The 18,135-nt window shown below is 65.4% G+C and carries 14 protein-coding genes; 11 read left to right on the top strand and 3 right to left on the bottom strand.

What is annotated here, in order from left to right; translation table 11 throughout:
* The first annotated feature begins 15 nt into the window (after window positions 1-15).
* From C2U70_RS15940 to C2U70_RS15905, 8 genes are all read left to right on the top strand, one after another.
* On the top strand, window positions 16-333 hold the full coding sequence (locus tag C2U70_RS15940; RefSeq protein WP_140979379.1) for a hypothetical protein: 318 nt from the start codon (window positions 16-18) through the stop codon (window positions 331-333).
* Between the two features lie 7 nt (window positions 334-340).
* Window positions 341-709 carry a GPW/gp25 family protein gene (locus C2U70_RS15935; RefSeq protein WP_140979378.1) on the top strand — a complete coding sequence of 123 codons (369 nt, stop codon included), beginning with the start codon at window positions 341-343 and terminating at the stop codon, window positions 707-709.
* Window positions 706-3,312, top strand: coding sequence for a putative baseplate assembly protein (locus C2U70_RS15930; protein WP_140979377.1), 2,607 nt, complete (start codon window positions 706-708; stop codon window positions 3,310-3,312). Before C2U70_RS15935 ends, C2U70_RS15930 begins: the two co-directional genes overlap by 4 nt.
* A 3-nt stretch (window positions 3,313-3,315) precedes the next feature.
* Window positions 3,316-6,102 (top strand): putative baseplate assembly protein, encoded by a 2,787-nt coding sequence (locus C2U70_RS15925; RefSeq protein ID WP_140979376.1) that lies wholly within the window; start codon window positions 3,316-3,318, stop codon window positions 6,100-6,102.
* Window positions 6,099-8,288 (top strand): hypothetical protein, encoded by a 2,190-nt coding sequence (locus tag C2U70_RS15920; protein WP_140979375.1) that lies wholly within the window; start codon window positions 6,099-6,101, stop codon window positions 8,286-8,288. Before C2U70_RS15925 ends, C2U70_RS15920 begins: the two co-directional genes overlap by 4 nt.
* Before the next feature lie 44 nt (window positions 8,289-8,332).
* Window positions 8,333-11,659 (top strand): DUF6519 domain-containing protein, encoded by a 3,327-nt coding sequence (locus tag C2U70_RS15915; RefSeq protein ID WP_140979374.1) that lies wholly within the window; start codon window positions 8,333-8,335, stop codon window positions 11,657-11,659.
* A 19-nt stretch (window positions 11,660-11,678) separates the two neighbouring features.
* Window positions 11,679-11,966, top strand: a complete 288-nt coding sequence (locus tag C2U70_RS15910; RefSeq protein ID WP_140979373.1) for a hypothetical protein — start codon at window positions 11,679-11,681, stop codon at window positions 11,964-11,966.
* A gap of 153 nt (window positions 11,967-12,119) precedes the next feature.
* Window positions 12,120-13,040: a hypothetical protein gene (locus C2U70_RS15905; protein WP_140979372.1), complete on the top strand. Its 921-nt coding sequence runs from the start codon at window positions 12,120-12,122 to the stop codon at window positions 13,038-13,040.
* A gap of 51 nt (window positions 13,041-13,091) precedes the next feature.
* Here C2U70_RS15905 and C2U70_RS15900 read toward each other — a convergent pair whose 3' ends face one another.
* Complete coding sequence (locus tag C2U70_RS15900) at window positions 13,092-14,114, bottom strand: hypothetical protein (RefSeq protein WP_140979371.1); 1,023 nt, start codon at window positions 14,112-14,114, stop codon at window positions 13,092-13,094.
* 164 nt (window positions 14,115-14,278) lie between these two features.
* Between C2U70_RS15900 and C2U70_RS15895 the strand changes: the two genes are divergently transcribed.
* On the top strand, window positions 14,279-15,472 hold the full coding sequence (locus C2U70_RS15895) for an MFS transporter (protein ID WP_140979370.1): 1,194 nt from the start codon (window positions 14,279-14,281) through the stop codon (window positions 15,470-15,472).
* A 30-nt stretch (window positions 15,473-15,502) separates the two neighbouring features.
* Here C2U70_RS15895 and C2U70_RS15890 read toward each other — a convergent pair whose 3' ends face one another.
* Together C2U70_RS15890 and C2U70_RS15885 are read right to left on the bottom strand one after the other, a co-directional pair.
* Window positions 15,503-15,886: a type II toxin-antitoxin system VapC family toxin gene (locus tag C2U70_RS15890; RefSeq protein WP_140979369.1), complete on the bottom strand. Its 384-nt coding sequence runs from the start codon at window positions 15,884-15,886 to the stop codon at window positions 15,503-15,505.
* On the bottom strand, window positions 15,883-16,140 hold the full coding sequence (locus tag C2U70_RS15885; RefSeq protein WP_140979368.1) for a type II toxin-antitoxin system Phd/YefM family antitoxin: 258 nt from the start codon (window positions 16,138-16,140) through the stop codon (window positions 15,883-15,885). Before C2U70_RS15885 ends, C2U70_RS15890 begins: the two co-directional genes overlap by 4 nt.
* Before the next feature lie 169 nt (window positions 16,141-16,309).
* Here C2U70_RS15885 and C2U70_RS15880 point away from each other — a divergent pair, with 169 nt between their 5' ends.
* Window positions 16,310-17,980, top strand: coding sequence for a hydantoinase B/oxoprolinase family protein (locus C2U70_RS15880; RefSeq protein ID WP_140979367.1), 1,671 nt, complete (start codon window positions 16,310-16,312; stop codon window positions 17,978-17,980).
* On the top strand, window positions 17,977-18,135 hold a 159-nt coding region (locus C2U70_RS15875; RefSeq protein ID WP_140979366.1), incomplete at its 3' end, for a hydantoinase/oxoprolinase N-terminal domain-containing protein. The genes C2U70_RS15880 and C2U70_RS15875, both read left to right, overlap by 4 nt.

The following is an 18,135-nucleotide window of genomic DNA, read 5'->3' as shown; positions in this document are numbered from 1 at the left end:
GCGAAGGGCAGGCCAATGCCAGGACCCATTCTCCATCTCGGTGCGACCGTGCTGTGCGCGCATGGAGGGCAGGCGATGCCGACCGTGCCGGTGCCGCGCGTGCTGGTGAGCGGCCAGCCGGTCGCCACCATCGTCGCGCCCTATGTGGTGGCCGGTTGTCCGTTCCCGCCGGTGTCGGGCGGTCCGTGCGTCACCGGACAATGGGTCGTCGGCGCGGTGCGGGTGCTCGCGATGGGCCAGCCGGTGGCGATCCAGACCGGGGTTGCAGTGTGCGCACCGACGGGAACGCCGCTGCTGCCGGTCGTCGTGCAGCCCCGTGCGATTGCGACGTGAGGTGACCATGAACCTCGCTTATCCCTATCAGTTCTCACCGCTCGGCCGCACCGCCGAGACATCCGACGCGCGACACATCCGCGACCTCATCGAGCAGGTGCTGTTCACGATTCCCGGAGAGCGGGTGATGCGCCCGGATTTCGGCAGCGGCGTCGCCCAGCTCGTGTTCGCGCCGAATTCGGTCGAGCTCGCCAGCGCCACCCAGATGCTGATCCAGGGATCGCTGCAGCAATGGCTCGGCGAGCTCATCGTGGTGCAGGCGGTCCGGGTCGAGGCCGAGGACGCAGTGATGTCGATCACCGTCCAGTACAGCGTCCGCAGCAACGACCAGGTTCAGGTGCAGACCTTCACGCAGCCGGCCGGAGGTGGACCATGATCTTCCACTGCTGCGACGAGCTCAGGCGCGACAAGGTCGCGGCGCATCCGACGCTGAACGGCATCGACTATCTCGAGGTCATCGATCACGAGCTGCCGCTGCTCGATCCCCTGCGCCAGCGCACGCTGCTGGTCTATTGCCTCAAGCCGCTGCCGGCGGGCTTTTCGCGTGGCAACGTCGTGCTCACGGGCGGCGAGCGCGTCAAGAATATCACGGTCGAATGGGCGGCCGTGGCATCGCCGCTGCCGGCGCAGCTCTCGGCGCCGGGCGAGGCCGCGACATCGGCGATCGTCGCGGCCAGGGCCAATCCGAAGACGATCTTGGTGGTGCGGGTGGATGAGCCCGGCGATTTCTCCACCTACACGCTGCGCTTCGTCGCCTCGGCACTGGATTCGTCGCTGCCGCCGAATTTCGATCCGCAGTTCGCTGCCATCGACTTCTCGTTCAAGGTCGAGTGCCCCTCGGACTTCGACTGCAAGCCGGTCTGCCAATGCCCGGAAGACGAACCTGATGAGCCCGATATCGACTATCTCGCCAAGGACTATGGCTCGTTCCGCCGGCTCCTGCTCGACCGGATGTCGCAGCTCGTGCCGCAATGGCGCCAGTCGAGCGTCGCCGACACCGGGATCGCGCTGGTCGAGCTCTTGTCCTATGTCGGCGACCACCTCAGCTACCAGCAGGACGCGATTGCGACCGAAGCCTATCTCGACACCGCGCGGCGCCGCATCTCGCTGCGGCGGCATGCGCTGCTGGTCGACTATCCCATGCATGACGGCTGCAACGCGCGGGTCTGGATCCAGATCCAGGTGGATGCGAACAGTTCCACGCTCACGCGCGCGGGGACACAGTTCCTGACGCGTTGCCCGGGTTTTGCACGTGGCATCGCAAGCGGCTCCAACGAGCTGAAGCAGGCGCTGCTGCTGGCACCGACGGTGTTCGAGCCGCTGCGCGATCCAGGGGCGCCCACTGTGTCGCTCTACAAGCTTCACAACAAGATCTCGTTCTACACCTGGGGTGACGAACGGTGCTGCCTGCCGCGCGGCGCGACCAGCGCGACGCTTGCGGGATCGTTGCCGAACCTGAAGGCGGGAGATGTGCTGCTGTTCGAGGAGGTACTCGGACCGCATACTGGCCTTCCCGGCGATGCCGATCCGGGCCATCGCCACGTCGTGCGCCTGACCTCGGTCTCGCCGACGCCGCCGGCGACGCTCACCGATCCCCTGACCAATGCCGCCATCACCGAGATCACCTGGGGGCAGGACGATGCCTTGCCGTTCCCGCTCTGCATTTCCGCCGTCACCGACGAGGCGCACGGCTCGAAGACCCTAACCGATGTCAGCGTCGCGCGCGGCAATATGGTGCTCGCCGACCACGGCCGCACGCTCGCCCCGGACCCGCTCGGCAGCGTGCCGGCGCCGACCTTGTTCGTCGCGCCCGATCAGGGCTGCGACGGCTGCTCGCCGTCGGCGCTGATCGAGATCCCCGTGCGCTTCCGCCCGTTCCTGCAGCAGGCGCCGCTGACTCAGGCGGCAACTGTGAGCGTCGTCGGTGCCGGACAGAGCGCAGCCCGGCGCCGGCCGTTCGACCCGACTGCTTCCGCAACGTCGAACATGGACTGGGACATGTCGGACGTGCTGCCGCAGATCACGCTGTCCAGCCTGACCAACGGCACGCCGGCAACGTGGCAGTCGCATCGCACGCTGCTCAACAGCGCGGCCGACGCCAACGATTTCGTCGTCGAGGTCGATGACGACGGCGGCGCAGCCTTGCGCTTCGGCGACGATGATCACGGCGTCCGCCCGGAGGCTGGCACAGAGTTCAGCGCAGTGTACCGGATCGGCAATGGCACCGCGGGTAATGTCGGCGGCGAGGCGATCTTCCATATCGTCGCGGCCCCCGGCGAGGTCGCGGCAATTAGCGCGGTGCGCAATCCGTTGCCGGCGGCCGGCGGCGTCGATCCCGAGACGGCTGACGACGTCAGGCGGAATGCGCCGGAAGCGTTCCGTCGGCAGGAGAGGGCGGTCACGCCGGAGGATTATGCGGAAGTGACCGAGCGCTTCCGCGGCGTGCAGCGTGCGGCGGTCACGACGCGTTGGACCGGGAGCTGGTACACACAGTTCATCAGCGTCGATCCGATCGCCGGCGTCGATCCTCACAAGCTGTCGATCGACCTGCTGCCGTTCGTGGATCGCTATCGCATGGCGGGCGAAGATCTCGAGTTCAACGATCCACACTATGTCTCGCTCGAGCTGAAGCTGAATGTCTGCGTGCAGCCGGATTATTTCCGCGCCGACGTCAAGGCCCGCCTGCTCGATGCGCTGAGCAACCGCGTTCTGCCAGACGGCCGCCGTGGCCTGTTCCATCCCGATAATTTCAGCTTTGGCGACAGCGTCTATCTCAGCGAGATCTACGCGACGGCCCATGCGGTGCCAGGCGTTGCCTCCGCGCAGATCGTGACGTTCCAGCGCCAGGGCACCAACGATCCGACTTATCTCGCCGCCGCCCAGCTCCCGATCGGTCGTCTGGAGATCGCGCGGCTCGAGAACAGCCTCAATTTCCCCGAGCACGGTGTGCTCCGTCTCGCATTGAGCGGAGGCAAATAGGCCATGAGCGTGGATACGATCAGTGATTGCGGGTGCTGCTCCGGCGTCGAGGTCGATACGCCCTCGGCGAAATTCAATCGTCCCGGACTGCCGGCCATTGCGTACCGGGTCGGCACCCATGCCGATTTCCGGCAGACGCTGCTCTCGCGGCTGTCGAGCACCGACTATCCGGCGCTGGCGCCGCTGACGACGCGCGCGACGGACGACTACACCATCGCGCTGTGCGATTCCTTCGCCGTGCTGGCCGACGTGCTGACCTTCTACCAGGAGCGCATCGCCAACGAAGCCTATCTCGGCACGGCAACCGAGCGCCGCTCGGTGCTGATGCTGGCCCGGCTGATCGGATACCAGCTTGCGCCCGGTGTCGCCGCCAGCACGGCGCTGGCCTTCACACTCGAATCCGCGCCCGGCCTGCCGGCCATGGCGGCGCAGCCCGTCACCATTCCCATCGGCACGCGCGCGCAGAGCATTCCCGATCCGAACCAGGATCCGCAGACCTTTGAGACGATCGCGCCGGCCGCTGCACGCGTCGAATGGAATGCGATTCCAGCCCAGCAGTCGGAGCCGGTTCCGTTCCGGAAGGGCCTCAGTGAGCTCTACATCGCAGGTACGACCACGCAACTGGCGGCAGGCGACGGCCTTGTCGTCGTCGGCACAGATCGGGAGAGCAATTCCACCAGCGCGCTGTGGGACGTGTGCTGGATCGCGCGGGTCGACATCGATCTCGCCCACGACCTGACACATGTCGTGCTCTCGGAGTCGCTGAACGGCGCCTGGGACCCGAACGATCCCGGCCCGCAGGGGATCAAGGTCTATGCTTTCCGGCAGCGCGCGGCGCTGTTCGGGCACAACGCGCCCGATGCGAACCTGATCCGCACCACGAGCAACAGCCAGTTGTTCGAGCCGACTTCAGACGGCGCCACGACCTATGAATGGAAGAACTTTGCGATCGACACGACGAGCAAGAAGGTCGATCTCGACACCGCCTATCCCAAGGTCGTGACGGGAAGCTGGTTCGCGTTGGCCGGCAATGACAGCGGTGGCACGCGGCACGTCGAGCTCTACCGGGTCAATGATGTCGTCGAGCTGTCGCGCAGCGCGTTCGGCCTGAGCGGCAAGACCTCTCGCCTGACCCGCGATGGAACCCAGAACCTCGCCGCATTCAGCCGGCGGGAAACCCAGGTGCTGGCGCAAACCGACGAACTGACGCCGGTCGAACGTCCCTTGACCTATCCGGTCTATGGCAGCACGCTGGTGCTCGACGAGCTTCAGCCGCTGCTGGTGCCGGACCAGCTCATCGCCGTCAGCGGCAAGCGCCAGCGCGTCGTTATTGGCGCCGCGACATCAGGCATCTCATTTCCGGATTTTCCGGGCCGCAAGCCGATGCCTGGCGAATCCTTCATCCTGCGCTCGCCGCCGCTGGTCGTGCTCAACAACGGCGTGCTGCCCGCGCCGCCCGAGCTGCTGGACCCCGCGCGAGGGTCGAAGCGGCTGGTGTTGTGGCATCTGGAAGATCGCGACGGCGCGCCCATAGACATCAAGGCGCCCATCAATGTGCTGAAGCTCCAGGGCGCGCTGAAGGACGATGCCGTCGTCAGCGAGATCGCGTCGATTGCCCACGGCCCGCTGTCGGTCCAGAGCGACCGCGATCGCACGACGCTGACGTTGAAGGCGCAGCTCAGCTATTGCTACGACCGCTCCACCGTGACTGTGAACGCCAACGTCGCGCCGGCGACCCATGGCGAGACGGTCGGAGAGATCGCGGGCAGCGGCGATGCGGCGGCGCTGAACCAGGCCTTCCAGCTCAAGCAATCGCCTCTGACCTACGTGTCGTCGACCGATCCGAGCGGGCGCGCATCGACCCTCCAGGTCCGCGTCAACGATCTGTTGTGGCACGAGGTGCCGTCGCTTTACGGACATGGCCGGCTGGAGCGTGTCTACGCCGTCCGCCAGGACGACGACGGCAAGTCGACCATCCAGTTCGGCGACGGACGGCAGGGTGCTCGGCTGCCCAGCGGCCTGAACAATGTGCGGCTGGCCTACCGCAAGGGCATCGGCACATCAGGCAATCTGCGCGCGGGCCAGATCTCCATGCTGCTGACGCGTCCGCTCGGGGCCAAAAGCGTCGTCAATCCCAGCGCGCCGAGCGGCGGGCAGGATCCCGAGGCGCTGGCCGATGCGCGCACCAATGCGCCGCTGCATGTGCTCACCCTGGAACGTGCCGTGTCGATCCAGGACTATGTCGATTTCGCGCGCACCTTCTCCGGAATCGCAAAAGCCTATGGCATCTGGATCGAGGACGTCCGCGCCCGCGGCATCTATCTGACGGTGGCGGGTCCGAATGGCGCTGCGATCCCGCAGGATAGCGCCACCATGACCAATCTGGTCGGCGCGCTCCGCCGCTATGGCGACCGCCTGATGCCGTTGTCGGTGCAGAACTTTGGCGCTGCGACCTTCAAGCTGAAAGCAAAGATCAAGGTCGACGCGGACGCCGATCCCGAGAAGGTCTTTAGCGCGGTGACGGATGCGTTGCGCGCGGCCTTCGCCTTCGACAACCGTGCCTTCGGCCAGCCCGTGACGATCGACGAGGTCTACGCGACGATCCAGAACGTCGCCGGCGTTACGGCCGCCGACATCGACCAGCTCTACCGCACTGACACGGGACCTGCACCATCAGAACCGCAGGCACGGCTGCTCGCGGGCCTGCCCGATCTCAAGGCCGGCGCGGTGACCGCGGCCGAGCTGCTGACGCTTGACCACGCACCGCTCGATCTCGGGGTGATGTCATGAAGTTCAATGCGCAGGAGATGTTCAACCTGTTGCCTGCGATCCTGCGCATCCGGGACCGCGCGCAGGCGCAGGTCACGCCGGGCCTGCTCGACCCGGCCGACCGCGTCACGCTCGCCGACCTCCTGGCCAAGGTCGCCGGTGGGACGCCGCTGACGGTGTCTGAGGCCGAACAGCTCGATCTCCTGCAAAACCATGCGCTCGGCGGTCCGCTTGCGAGCCTGCTGGCCGTGTTCGCCGAGCAGGTCGCGGTGCTGCAGGAGGATCTCGACCAGCTCTATGACGACCAGTTCATCGAGACCTGTGCGGACTGGGTGGTTCCCTATATTGGTGAGCTGGTCGGCAGCCGCGCGCTGCACGGCATTGCCGGAATCGCGAGCCCGCGCGCCGATGTCGCGCATACCACCGCCAATCGGCGGCACAAGGGCACCGTGCCCGTCATCGAGCAGGTCGCGCGCGACGTCACCGGATGGGACGCAAGCGCGGTGGAATTCTTCCAGCGCCTGATCGTGACCCAGTACATGAACCACATCCGGCCGCAATGCGCGGCGACGCCGGACGTGCGGCGCTGGGAGCCGCTGGAGCGGGTCGGCACCGCCTTCGATCCGATCATGCGGACCATCGACGTGCGCCGGATCGCTGGTAGGCGGGGGCGCTACAACATCAAGAACATCGGCGTGTTCCTGTGGCGGCTCAATGCCTATCCCCTGAGCGGATCTCCCGCCGCGCGGCTCGATGCCAGACGCTGGCGCTTCCATCCGCTCGGGATCGATCAGCCGATCTACACCCATCCCGCCACCGAGGACGACATCACCGACCTCGCGACGCCGTTGAACGTGCCGGTGCCGATCAGCCGACGCGTGCTCGCCACGCGCCCCGCGGATTACTACACCGGCGCCGACAACATCGCGCGGAGCGTCCGGCTGTACGACGACTCCTCCGGCACCATGCAGCCGATCGACATCGGAAAGATCCGCATCTGCAACCTGTCCGACAGCGGCGCGAACTGGGCGCATTTGCCGCCGGCCGGCATCTATGTCATCGATCCCGTGCTCGGACGAATTGCCGTGCCTCCGGGTCTTCCCGCCGGCGTGCAGGTGAGGGCCGATTTCCATTACGGCTTCAGCGCGGATATGGGCGGCGGCGAGTACGAGCGCGCGGCGTCGTTCGAGACTGCGCAGACGCCACCGCAATTGCTGCGCGTGCCCGGCGATTTCGCGAGCATCCAGGCCGCGCTGAATGCGCTGAGCGGCGCCGGCGTGGTCGAGATCACCGACAGCGGCCGCTATGCGGAAACGCTCAGCATCAACGCCAGCGCCGACAAGCGCATCGAGCTGCGCGCGGCCAACAACCATCGCCCGACGCTGATCCTGGGTGGGGCGATGACGCTCGCCGGCGGCGCGCGCTCGGAGATCAGGCTGAACGGCCTTTTGATATCGGGCGCCGGTCTTCAGGTTCAGGCTGCTGGTGGCAACGCGTTGCGCAAGCTCGCGATCAGCCATTGTACGCTGGTGCCGGGCCTGTCGCTTGCAGCCGACTGCACGCCGGTCTCGCCGACGCAAGCGAGCCTCACCGTTGGCGCGCTGGATCTTGAAGTCACCATCGACCACGCCATCACCGGCAGCCTGCGCATCGATCCCGTCGCGCAGGTCAGCGCGCGCGACAGCATCATCGATGCCACCGCCACCACGGGTATCGCCTATGCGGCGCCCGACGCTGGTACGCCGCCGGGGCCGGGCGCGCCGCTGTCCCTGGATGCCTGCACCGTGATCGGCAAGATACGCGCGCTGAGCCTGCCGCTGGTGTCGAACAGCATTTTGATCGCCAACACCGTCACCGGCGACAAATGGACGGCGCCCGTCATTGCCGAGCGCCGCCAGGAGGGCTGTGTCCGCTTCTCCTATGTGCCGCTCTCGGCCCGGGTGCCGCGCCGCTACCAGTGCCTGCCGGAATCCGCAACCAGGCCCGAGCTCGCGACGCCGCGCTTCACGTCGCTGCGTTACGGCTTTGCCGCCTATTGCCAGCTTGCACGCTCGTCCGGCGAGCGGCTCCTGACCGGCGCCGACGACGATGCCGAGCCCGGCGCGTTCCATTCGCTTTACCAGCCGCAGCGCGAGACCAATCTGCGGATCAGGCTCGAGGAATATGTCCGCGTCGGCCTGCAATCGGGAATTTTCTACGAAAGCTGACGCCAAAAAGCTGAAGCAATGATTGTCGAGCGAGGGAGTGTTCCATGAGTGGCGATTACAGCCGGCAAGCCTTCGACCCGCTGAAGAACTACAGCGCCGTGTGGCTGCAACAGGGGCGCCCGCTCACCGACCGGGACTGGAACGAGCAGAGCGCGGTGATCAACCGTCGCGCGCAGGCCGGCACGCTCGATGCGAGCGGCCCCGTCCTGGTCTCGTCGGAGACACCGGATGCGTTCAAGATCCTGCCGGGCCTGGCGATCTCTCGCGGCCGGATGTATGTCGACGGCCTGCTCGCCGACAATCATGGCACCGGCGTGCAGAAGTGGGATACCGAGCTCGCTGAGCTATTCGGTGTCGACGCCATTCCCTTCGACAAGCAGCCTTATCTGCCGGGTGCCACGCTGCCACCCGTCACCGGCGGGCCCTATCTGATCTATCTCGATGTCTGGAATCGCGAGATCAACCAGTTCGAGGACTCGAAGCTGGTCGAGATCGCGCTCGGGGTCGACACCACCACGCGCGGGCAAACTGTCTGGCAGGTCAAGTTTCTCGGGACGCCAGCCGGCACCACCTGCGCCACGCCGGTGGACCAGATCACCGCCTGGGGCACGGCGACGGCGCCGTCGGCCGGCCGGCTGACCACCGCCACCGCGCCGGTGCCCAATCTCGATCCGTGCCTGGTGCCGCCGGCGGGCGGTTACAAGGGCCTCGAGAACCAGCTCTACCGCGTCGAGGTGCATACCGCGGGTCCGCTCGGCACCGCGACGTTCAAATGGTCGCGCGACAACGGCTCCGTCGAGGCGCGGGTCACGCGGCTGATCGACCAGTTCAACATCGTCGTGGACAGCGTCGGCAAGGACAGCGTGCTGCGGTTTTCCGACGGCGACTGGATCGAGATCACCGACGACTTTCGCGAGCTCAATGGCCTCGCCGGCGAGCTCCACAAGATCAAGGTCGGCGGCGGTGTCGACGATGCGACGCGCACGATCACGCTCGACAAGCAACTGACGGCCGGATTCCTTGGCCCGGTGGACGGGCAGGGCAATCTCGACCCCACGCGCAACGCGCGCATCCGGCGCTGGGACCAGAAGGGCAAGATCCTCTCGCAGAACAGCAGCACGCAGACCGATCTCGACGCCGCCACCAGCACCGGCGCAATTCCGATCCCGACTGGCGGGCTCCAGCTCCGGCTGGAGGACGGCATCATCGTCTCCTTCTCGGTCGATCCGGCCGGCGGCAATTTTCACGTCGGCGACTACTGGGTGTTTGCGGCGCGCGCCGCGGATGCCTCGATCGAGATCCTTAACAACGCGCCGCCCCGCGGCATCCACCACCATTACGCAAAGCTCGCGGTTTACACCCCGCCGTCCGGCCTGGAAGATTGCCGTCCGAAGAAGACGGCGGAAGAGGCGTGCTGCTGCACCGTCGTGATCTCGCCGGGCGAGGATATCCAGGCCGGGATCAATTCATTACCGGCAGCGGGCGGCTGCGTGTGCCTGAAGACCGGAATTCACCCGCTTCGCAGCGGACTATTGATCGCGCGCAGCAACATCAAGCTCGTTGGCGAAAGCCACGGCACGATCGTGCGCAGCGGCGTATCGGGCACGGTCCTGACTATCGGCGGACCGGCGACCGTGATTTCGGGAGTCGAGGTCTCCATGATCGCGTTCGAACAGCAGCCGGAAGGCAACGGCGCGCCTGTCGTTGCGGTGACCAATGTGCGCGCCAGCGCGATCCTCGATTGCGAGATGCGCTCGAAACAGGGCCAGCTCGCGATCGGCATTCAAATGGCCAACGTCGCCGAGTTCCGCATCGCCCGCTGCCGGATCGACGGCGTGACGACGGCGATCTTCGGGTCCGGCGTGCAGACCGGCACCCTGTTCATCGATGACAACATCATCGACATCGGGATCGAGGGAACGCCGCGGGTGCTGACATCTGGCATCGTGCTCTCGGCGATCGGCGGCCCCTGTCGCATCGCCGGCAATTCGGTCCAGGGCGCCATCACGGGCATCGCGGTCAACGGCCAGATCACCGACAATCCGCAGCCGAGCGCCAGCAACATCATCGTGGCGCAGAACGTCATCGTCTGTCAGGCCGCTCCTGCGCAGCCCGCCGGCGGTCCGTCGGTGTTCGGGATCGATCTGGCGGCGCATGCCAGCATCGTGGCGCAGAATCTGGTGCGGATTCCGGTGGCGAGCACCGTGCATGGCGGCATTCGCGTCACCGGCGACAATATCGACGTGGTCGACAATCAGGTCGCCGCCGACACCAAGCCGGAAAGTAGCAGCTTCTTCGGCATCATGATCGGCGACAGGGGCGCGTTGACCAACGATATCCGCGTCGCCGGCAATTTTGTCGATGGCGGCCAGGCCGGGATTTTCGCCAACACCGTCACGACGCTCAGCATCGAGAGCAACGTCGTCGAAACCGCCAACGACGGCAAGAGCACCGGCATTGCGCTGGGCTCGGTCCGCGACGGCCAGGTGAAGAACAACCGTGTGACGGCAGGCGGGGTCGCAACCCTTTGCACGGCCGGCGGGCCGAACCGGCTGACCGGCAACTCGCTGTCGGACAGCGACACCGGCGTGGCGTTGCGGCGGGAAGTCGCGCCGGTGATTTCCGGGAACCGCATCGATGCCATGCGATCTGCCGGCATCCAATGCGGCGGCATCACCGGCCGATGCGAGATCGTCCAGAACCGCATCACGTCCTGCGGATTCCGGAGCACGTCCGGTGCCGGCGTCCAGATCACCCAGGTTCAGGGCGATCTGCATATCGACGGCAACGAGATCATCGACACGGGTCTGTCGCCGGATCGTCAGACCGTCGCCCCTCTGGCGCTGGGGATCACAGGCTCGCTCGTGCTGGAGGCCTGCATCTCGAACAACTATGTCGGCTACACCGATCCCGCGAGCCGGCCGCCAACCAATGAGGACCGGGCGCTCTTGATGTCATGCCTGGAGGAAAGGCGCGATCAATTCGGACCGGCCGGTTATCCCATCCAGATTCTCGGCAACAAATTCGTCGGTCCCGGGAGAAGCGCCTTGGTCGAAATTCTGGAGCAGGGCACCGGCGACATACGCCTGCGTTTCGAGCGGGTGCTCTTCAGCAACAATTACTGCCTGCACAATCCGCCGCCGGGGCCGGAATTCCCGCGGACCGCTGCGACGGTCAACCTGTTCGGCCGCGTTGCGACCGTGATGGGCAACCAGGTCAAGGCAACGCGGGCGACACCCAACACGCCGATCTTCCAGTCGTTCAATTTCAACGGGATGCCTGGTCCGTTTGTCGGCAACGTCATCTCGGGCGGTGTCACCCTGCATGCCGACTTCCCGGCACCGCAAGCCAACTTCAACCTCACCGCCTGACGGCCGATAGGAGGATATGATGGACCTCGACGAGATGCTGAAGGAACATCAGCGCTGGCTGCAGACGGCGCACAAATCCCTGACCTCGGCCGGCGCGCTCGTCGAACTCACGCAGTCGCGCATCGATCAGCTCAAGGCGGGGATCGCCGAGCTCGAACGGCAGAAGGAGCGGGACCTGCAGCGCTACGATGCCGCAATCGCCGACATGCAGGGCGAACTTGCGGCCGTCGCGCCAGCGAAGAACGCAACGTCAAGGGCGGAGAAGAAGCCGGCGAAGAAGGTCAAGGCGAAGAAGAGCAAGAAGTGACCCGTGAAGGTCCAGTCGCTACGACAGCCTTTCTTACGTGCTTCGTTTATTTGCACCAAGGTGGACAACGCGGCCCGGCCTTCTGCCGGCCAATGGCGGCGCGCTTGATCAAAATCAAGCGGCGAAGTCCTGAGGCGTGTGTCATCATTCGTCATGGCAGACGATCACGATCCGGCAGAGGTCAAAGAGAGACACTTCCGTGCTGCCCCCGATGATTTGATCATCATTCCCTTCGTTATCGTCGCGCTCGTCGCCGTCAAAACCCTGCGCTTCATCCTCTCGATGCTGATGCGGCTCCTGGACTATGCATTCCCCTTTTTGATCCAGATTGTCTGGCTTCCGCTCTTTCTGGTCAGGGTTCTCTGCAACGCCATCGTCAGCGCGATCCTTGGCGTTCTGCGACTTATTCCCGTTTCCGAGACGCGTCGCGTGCGCTGGAGCCTCCTGATTCGTCGAAACTGGTCGCGGCTGCGGCGCAGGATCAGCTACGGGGCATTTGAACGGGCCGTGCATGTCGCCTTTGAGGACGGCATGGCCTGGGTGTTCCGGACATGCCGACATCTGACGCCGGGGGCCGCGTTGCTGGTGATCCTGGGGGCTGTTCTTTGGCTTCCTATCTCGTTTGTCGCCGCGACTGCATTGCACGCAATATTGTTGTCGAAAGTCGCCTCCTGGCCGGCCTGGACCCAACTCTTTCATGCGGTGGCAACGATCATTGCGAAGAGCAAGCTCCTGGTGCTCCCGGCATACCCGGCGGCGTGGCCGCAGGCCAAGAAGCATCCCCTCGTTCAGGTCGTGTTTCGCAGCTATGATGCGCTCAAGCGCACCTATGCGATCAGGAAACTCGCCTTGCGCTATTCGCAGGCCGAGACCATCGGTCGCGCCGCCATCGAGGCGCTGGAGCGCGTCGTCGGCGTCGGACCCGCCGTGACGTGGCTGCGCAACGCGCACCTCGTCGAGCAGCTCGGCGTCGAAAGGCCCACCCGGAAATTGCGCTCGTTCTTCGCGCGCTGGTCGATCAAGTTTTCGGCCGAATATTACGAAGCAAAGAGCGTGCAGCTCTCGGATTCCTGATTGGCTTGGCCGATCGGGAATTCGCGGCTGATCGTTGAGCGAGTTGCGGATTTAGCCCGCGGCGCTGGCGAAGACACGCTGGCGCGGTGCTTCCGGCGCATCGAGCTCAAAGCCTTCGCAGACGATGCGGCCGTCGACCAGTTGGAATTCCAACCTGTCATATTGCGGCATGGTCTCGCCCGGCTTTGGCGGCAGCAGCTTGACGGAGCCCTGAATGCACAGCACCGCCTGTCCGGCGCCGTGCGTCCGCGCGTTCCACATCCGTACCCCGGTTTCCTTCCAGCGGCGGCGGATCAATTCTTCGCGCTCGGAGAGGCCGCTCGGCTGCGCAACTTGTGTCGCAACGTCGTTGACGGGCTCGACGACCTCGGCGGCGACGACGGCGAACGCGACGATGTCGGCTTCAGCGGGCTGGGTGGCAACGGTCTCGGGCTCGACGGTGGGAAGCGCAGAGGTGTCGGCCTCAACCGGGGTGGCCTGCAGGAATTTGGTCTCGATGGCCTCATGCGCAACAGCAACGACCTCAGATTCACCGGAGCTGACGAGCGTGATGCCGGTCTCGATCGCTTCGGTCCGGCCGGCAACGGTCTCGACGATCTCCGTCATGTCCGGCGCCTGCTCGATCGCGGCCGGCTCAAAGACCTCGACCTCGACGATCTCCGCCTCGGTCTCGATTGCACGGCTCTCAGCCCTGTCCGGCCCGCTTTGATCGGTCGCCACCGCATCGGTCATGACCGGGTCGGTCACAGCGAGCGCCGTCTCAACGGTATCGGTTGAAGCCGGGGCGGGCGGGGGAGTGTCGTCGATCGCCTCGGGAATCGCAGCCACGAACGCGTTTGCGACAACAGGTTCTGTTTTCGTTCGGCCGCGAAGCAGCGACCTGAACTTTGCGACTGCAAACTCCACCGCGGGAATTTGGCGCAACGCCGTCACCAGTCGCGTCAGAACCGGGACTTGTTTGGATGCGTACTCAGTCTGAGACATCAGTGATTCTCGAATAGCGAAGAGTTGCCTGCCACCTGCGGCGCTGTCAAATCCGGAAGGATCGGGGGATGCCGCCGCTTCGCGGCGCACTCGCCAATCGGACGTTCGAAGTCGCGCATCGCTGTCAACGCCTATCGTGCACGCGCCCGGGATGGCTGCACGGCGTACACGCTATGCCCTGCACATCGGGAATGGTGTATCCGATTGAGTGCGCCAATGATTGATAGCATCAGGGCTGAGACGGAAGTGGTCGCTTGAAATTCGATAGGAAACTGCTCGGCGTCCTTGCGGTTCTCGCCGTCACCCAGCTGATCGGATGGGGTACGATCGGTCTTCCCGCGATCGTCAGCCGCGAGCTTGCCGCCGATCTGAACATCAGTCTGTCGGCGGTGTTCGCGGGTACGTCGGTGTTTTATGTGGCGATGGGGCTGTGCGCGCCCTGGCTTGCAAAAGCGTTCACGCGACATGGCGCGCGGCGCGTTATGATGGCAGGTACAATCGTGGCCGCGCCCGGCTTCGTTCTCCTGTCCTTCGCCCGGGAGCCGATCCTCTATTATATCGCCTGGTCGATCCTCGGCATTGCCGGCAGCGCCACGCTCTCGACCGGCGCCTACATCATGCTCAACGAAGTCGCGGGCCGCCAGGCCAAGAGCGCCATCGGCGCGCTCATGCTGGTGACGGGTCTGTCCAGCAGCATCTTTTGGCCGACCACGTCGTTCCTCAATGACCTCGTCGGGTGGCGCGGAACGGCTCTTGTTTATGCCGCCATCATGATCGCGGTCTGCCTTCCCCTCCACGCGTTCTTCGCGCCGCGCCGCGGCAAAGTGACTCATGAGGGCGTGCCGAAAGGGCAGGCCGCCGGTGCGCAGGCGATTCCGCGGAGCACGTTTGGCCTGGTGATCGCAGCGCTCGTCCTCAATGCCTTCGTGCAGTTCGGCCTTGGTGCGATCCTCATCGAGCTCCTGAAGGCGGAAGGGCTGTCGGCGGCAGAGGCCGTCGCCTTCGGCTCCATGCTTGGCGTGATCCAGATCAGCGCCCGCGGCATCGACTTTCTCGGCCGGGGCCGGTGGGACGGCATCACCACGGGGCTGGTCGCAGGCACGGCGCTTCCGCTCGCCATGCTGCTCCTGATGGCGAGTGACGGTTCGCGCTGGGCGGTTGCGGCCTTCATCCTGCTCTATGGGTTGGGAAGCGGCGCGCTCGCGGTGGCGCGGGCGACGATCCCGCTCGTGTTCTACGACCAGGCCGCCTTCGCCCGGGCCATGTCGATGATCGCGATGCCGCTCAATTTCGCGTCGGCGTTTTCTCCGCCGATCCTTGCGGGCCTGCTCACCCACACCGGCAGCCGCGGCGTTTTGGCGCTCACCGTGCTGTGCTCATGCGCGTCGCTGGCAATCCTGGTGCTGCTGGGGCGCCGGCGTCCGACGGTCGCGCCGGCGGCGGCGTGAGTATGCCAGGCAACTCGGCAGCACTTCGCGCTAGATCACTTTTTGGATGTCTGTCCTTGCAAAATCATTGCCGACGTAAAGCAGCGCGCAGGCGTGCTCCTTGGCGACGTCGTAAGCGAAGCAATCTGCAAAGTTGAGGCCGGCCGGGTGGATGCCCTTACCCCAGCGCGCATATGCCTGCGCGACACGTTCAGCAGAGGTTTGCGTCAGCGCAATCACGTTGGGCCCAATGCCGTCGATGAGGTTGGCCATTTCGTCGCCGACGTTGCGGCGCGCGGCTACGATCAGGCTCTCAGCGACTGTGCCGGCGGAAATCAGGATCTCATCGGCAGCTTCCAGCGCCTCCATGCAGGCATCGGCCTGTGGTTCATCGAGCACGATCGCCATCAGGGCCGACGTGTCGACCGCGATCATTTCGGAAGGCCATCATCGTCAAAGAGAAAGTCCTGACTTCGCGCCGCGCTCGGTCCGGGTGTTGCCTTGGCCGCGCCAGCCTTGCGTACGGCTTCCATGACGGATCGCCGCGTCGCGCGATCCGGCGGAAGCTTAACCGGGACGAGCCGCACCGCCGCGTGTCCATGCCGCGTCAGGATCACTTCGTCGCCAGCTTCCGCACGGCGGACGAGCTCGGTGAGTTGTCCTTTGGCGTCAGTGACGGAAACCCGCATGTCATTGTCCTTCCACAGAATTATAATGGACCATTAAATGGTCCATGTCAATGATTTGGGCTTTGGTGGCGATGATCGTCTTGCGAAAAGCAATCCCCGCATGTCCCGTGCGCCATTCGCATTGAACGATCGCTCGCATACTGTGCGCCAAACGCGATTCCGAGGCTCCATGACTTCTCCCGCCGTCGATCCCATCACCCGCTCCGTGGTCCAGCACCGGTTGAGCTCGATCGTCACGGAAATGGGAGAGGCGATGCTGCGCACCTCCTATTCGCAGATCCTCAACTCCAGCCGCGATTTCTCGCTGGCGCTGTGCGACGTCAATGCGCGGCTGATCGCGCAGGCCGACCATATTCCCGTCCATGTCGGCGCGCTGCCCTGGGCGACGCGCGCCGTCGAGGAGCGCTTCAAGGACGTCGTGCCCGGCGACGTCATCTTGATGAACGATCCCTATCATGGCGGCAGCCATCTACCTGATGTCACCGTGTTCGTGCCGATCTTTGCAGGCGCGCGGCGCCTGTTCTGGAGCATCGTGCGCGCACACCAGAGCGACATCGGTGGCGCCACCCATGGCGCCTACAATCCTGACGCGACCGAGATCTGGCAGGAAGGCATCCGCATTCCACCGATCAAGCTTTATGAAGCCGGCCGGGTGCGCGATGACATCCTGGACATGCTGGCGCTCAATGTGCGCAACGCCCATGATTTCCGCGGCGACCTTGCCGCCATGATCGGTGCCGCGCATCTCGGCGAGCGTCGCATGGCAAAGCTGTTTGCCGAGATGGGCGCCGAAATCGTCGAGGCCGCGGTCGAGGCGGTGCTCGACGCCGCCGAGCAGCAGGCCCGCGCAGTGGTCGCGACCTGGAAGGACGGCACATTTTACGGCGAGGCCTTCCTCGACGATGACGGCCGCGACCGCAAGAATATCCGCATCAGTGCCAAGGTGACCAAGCGCGGCAGCGACATCGAGGTCGATCTCTCCGAGAGCGATCCGCAAGCCCAAAGCTTCGTCAACTCGTCCCACGCCAACATGCACGCCGCCGTGGTGATGGCCTTTGCCTATCTGATCGATCCCGATACGCCCAAAAACTCCGGTGCGCTGCGGCCGCTCAAAGTGATCGCGAAGCAGGGCACCATCGTCTGGGCCGATCCGGGCCTGCCGGTGACGCTCTGCACCAGCCACCCCTCCAACGAGATCGTCGAAGCCGTGATCAAGGCGCTCGCCGGCTCCTGCCCGGATCGCGTGATGGCCGGCTGGGGCCGCCGCTTCCGGATCGCGGTCAAGGGCGAGAACCCCGCGACCGGCCGCGGCTTCATCTGGCACCTCTTTCACGCCCGTCCCGGCGGCGGTGCCTCGCCCGGCGGAGACGGCTGGTCGTCGATCGGCGAATGGCACTCGGTCGGCGGCCTGAAGTTCGGCAGCATCGAGGTCGCCGAAGCGCGCTTTCCGCTGCACTTCCGTCGCCACGAATTTTTGGCGAACTCCGGCGGCGATGGCCAGTATCGCGGTGGTCTCGGCGTCGCGCTCGACCTCGTATTCGAGACCGAGAAACCGTCGCTCGGCAACACCGCGGGCGAGGGCACGACGCATGGCTCGGCGGGCATGCTCGGCGGCAAGGATTCGAAGCCGCACCATTATCGCCTGCTGTCGCACGGCAAGGCGCCGCGCGAATTGCGCACCAAGGAAACCGGCATCGTGATCATGCCCGGCGATTGCCTGGAGGTGCGTTCCGCCGGTGGTGGTGGGTTCGGGCCGCCGGAGAAGCGCACCAAGGCTGCGCGCGAACGCGATCGGCTGCAGGGCCTCGTGACAGACGACGAGAAGGGACTACCGCGTTGAGCAAGTTGATTATCGGCGTCGACGTCGGCGGCACCTTTACCGATCTCGTCGCCATCGATGCGGCAGGCCACACGACCTTTGCAAAATCGCCGTCCACGCCGCAGGACCAGTCGATCGGCGTGATGGCAGGCCTCGACGAGCTCGCGCGCCGGCTC

Source organism: Bradyrhizobium guangdongense (assembly GCF_006483445.1).
Taxonomy (GTDB): domain Bacteria; phylum Pseudomonadota; class Alphaproteobacteria; order Rhizobiales; family Xanthobacteraceae; genus Bradyrhizobium; species Bradyrhizobium guangdongense_A.
This window is presented reverse-complemented; position numbering and strand designations above follow the sequence as displayed.

Excerpts from the sequence above, each read along its gene's own strand:
- C2U70_RS15940 (WP_140979379.1), top strand. The coding sequence starts at position 16 with ATGCCAGGACCCATTCTCCATCTCGGTGCGACCGTGCTGTGCGCGCAT.
- C2U70_RS15935 (WP_140979378.1), top strand. The coding sequence starts at position 341 with ATGAACCTCGCTTATCCCTATCAGTTCTCACCGCTCGGCCGCACCGCC.
- C2U70_RS15930 (WP_140979377.1), top strand. The coding sequence starts at position 706 with ATGATCTTCCACTGCTGCGACGAGCTCAGGCGCGACAAGGTCGCGGCG.
- C2U70_RS15925 (WP_140979376.1), top strand. The coding sequence starts at position 3,316 with ATGAGCGTGGATACGATCAGTGATTGCGGGTGCTGCTCCGGCGTCGAG.
- C2U70_RS15920 (WP_140979375.1), top strand. The coding sequence starts at position 6,099 with ATGAAGTTCAATGCGCAGGAGATGTTCAACCTGTTGCCTGCGATCCTG.
- C2U70_RS15915 (WP_140979374.1), top strand. The coding sequence starts at position 8,333 with ATGAGTGGCGATTACAGCCGGCAAGCCTTCGACCCGCTGAAGAACTAC.
- C2U70_RS15910 (WP_140979373.1), top strand. The coding sequence starts at position 11,679 with ATGGACCTCGACGAGATGCTGAAGGAACATCAGCGCTGGCTGCAGACG.
- C2U70_RS15905 (WP_140979372.1), top strand. The coding sequence starts at position 12,120 with ATGGCAGACGATCACGATCCGGCAGAGGTCAAAGAGAGACACTTCCGT.
- C2U70_RS15890 (WP_140979369.1), bottom strand. The coding sequence starts at position 15,886 with ATGATCGCGGTCGACACGTCGGCCCTGATGGCGATCGTGCTCGATGAA.
- C2U70_RS15885 (WP_140979368.1), bottom strand. The coding sequence starts at position 16,140 with ATGCGGGTTTCCGTCACTGACGCCAAAGGACAACTCACCGAGCTCGTC.
- C2U70_RS15880 (WP_140979367.1), top strand. The coding sequence starts at position 16,310 with ATGACTTCTCCCGCCGTCGATCCCATCACCCGCTCCGTGGTCCAGCAC.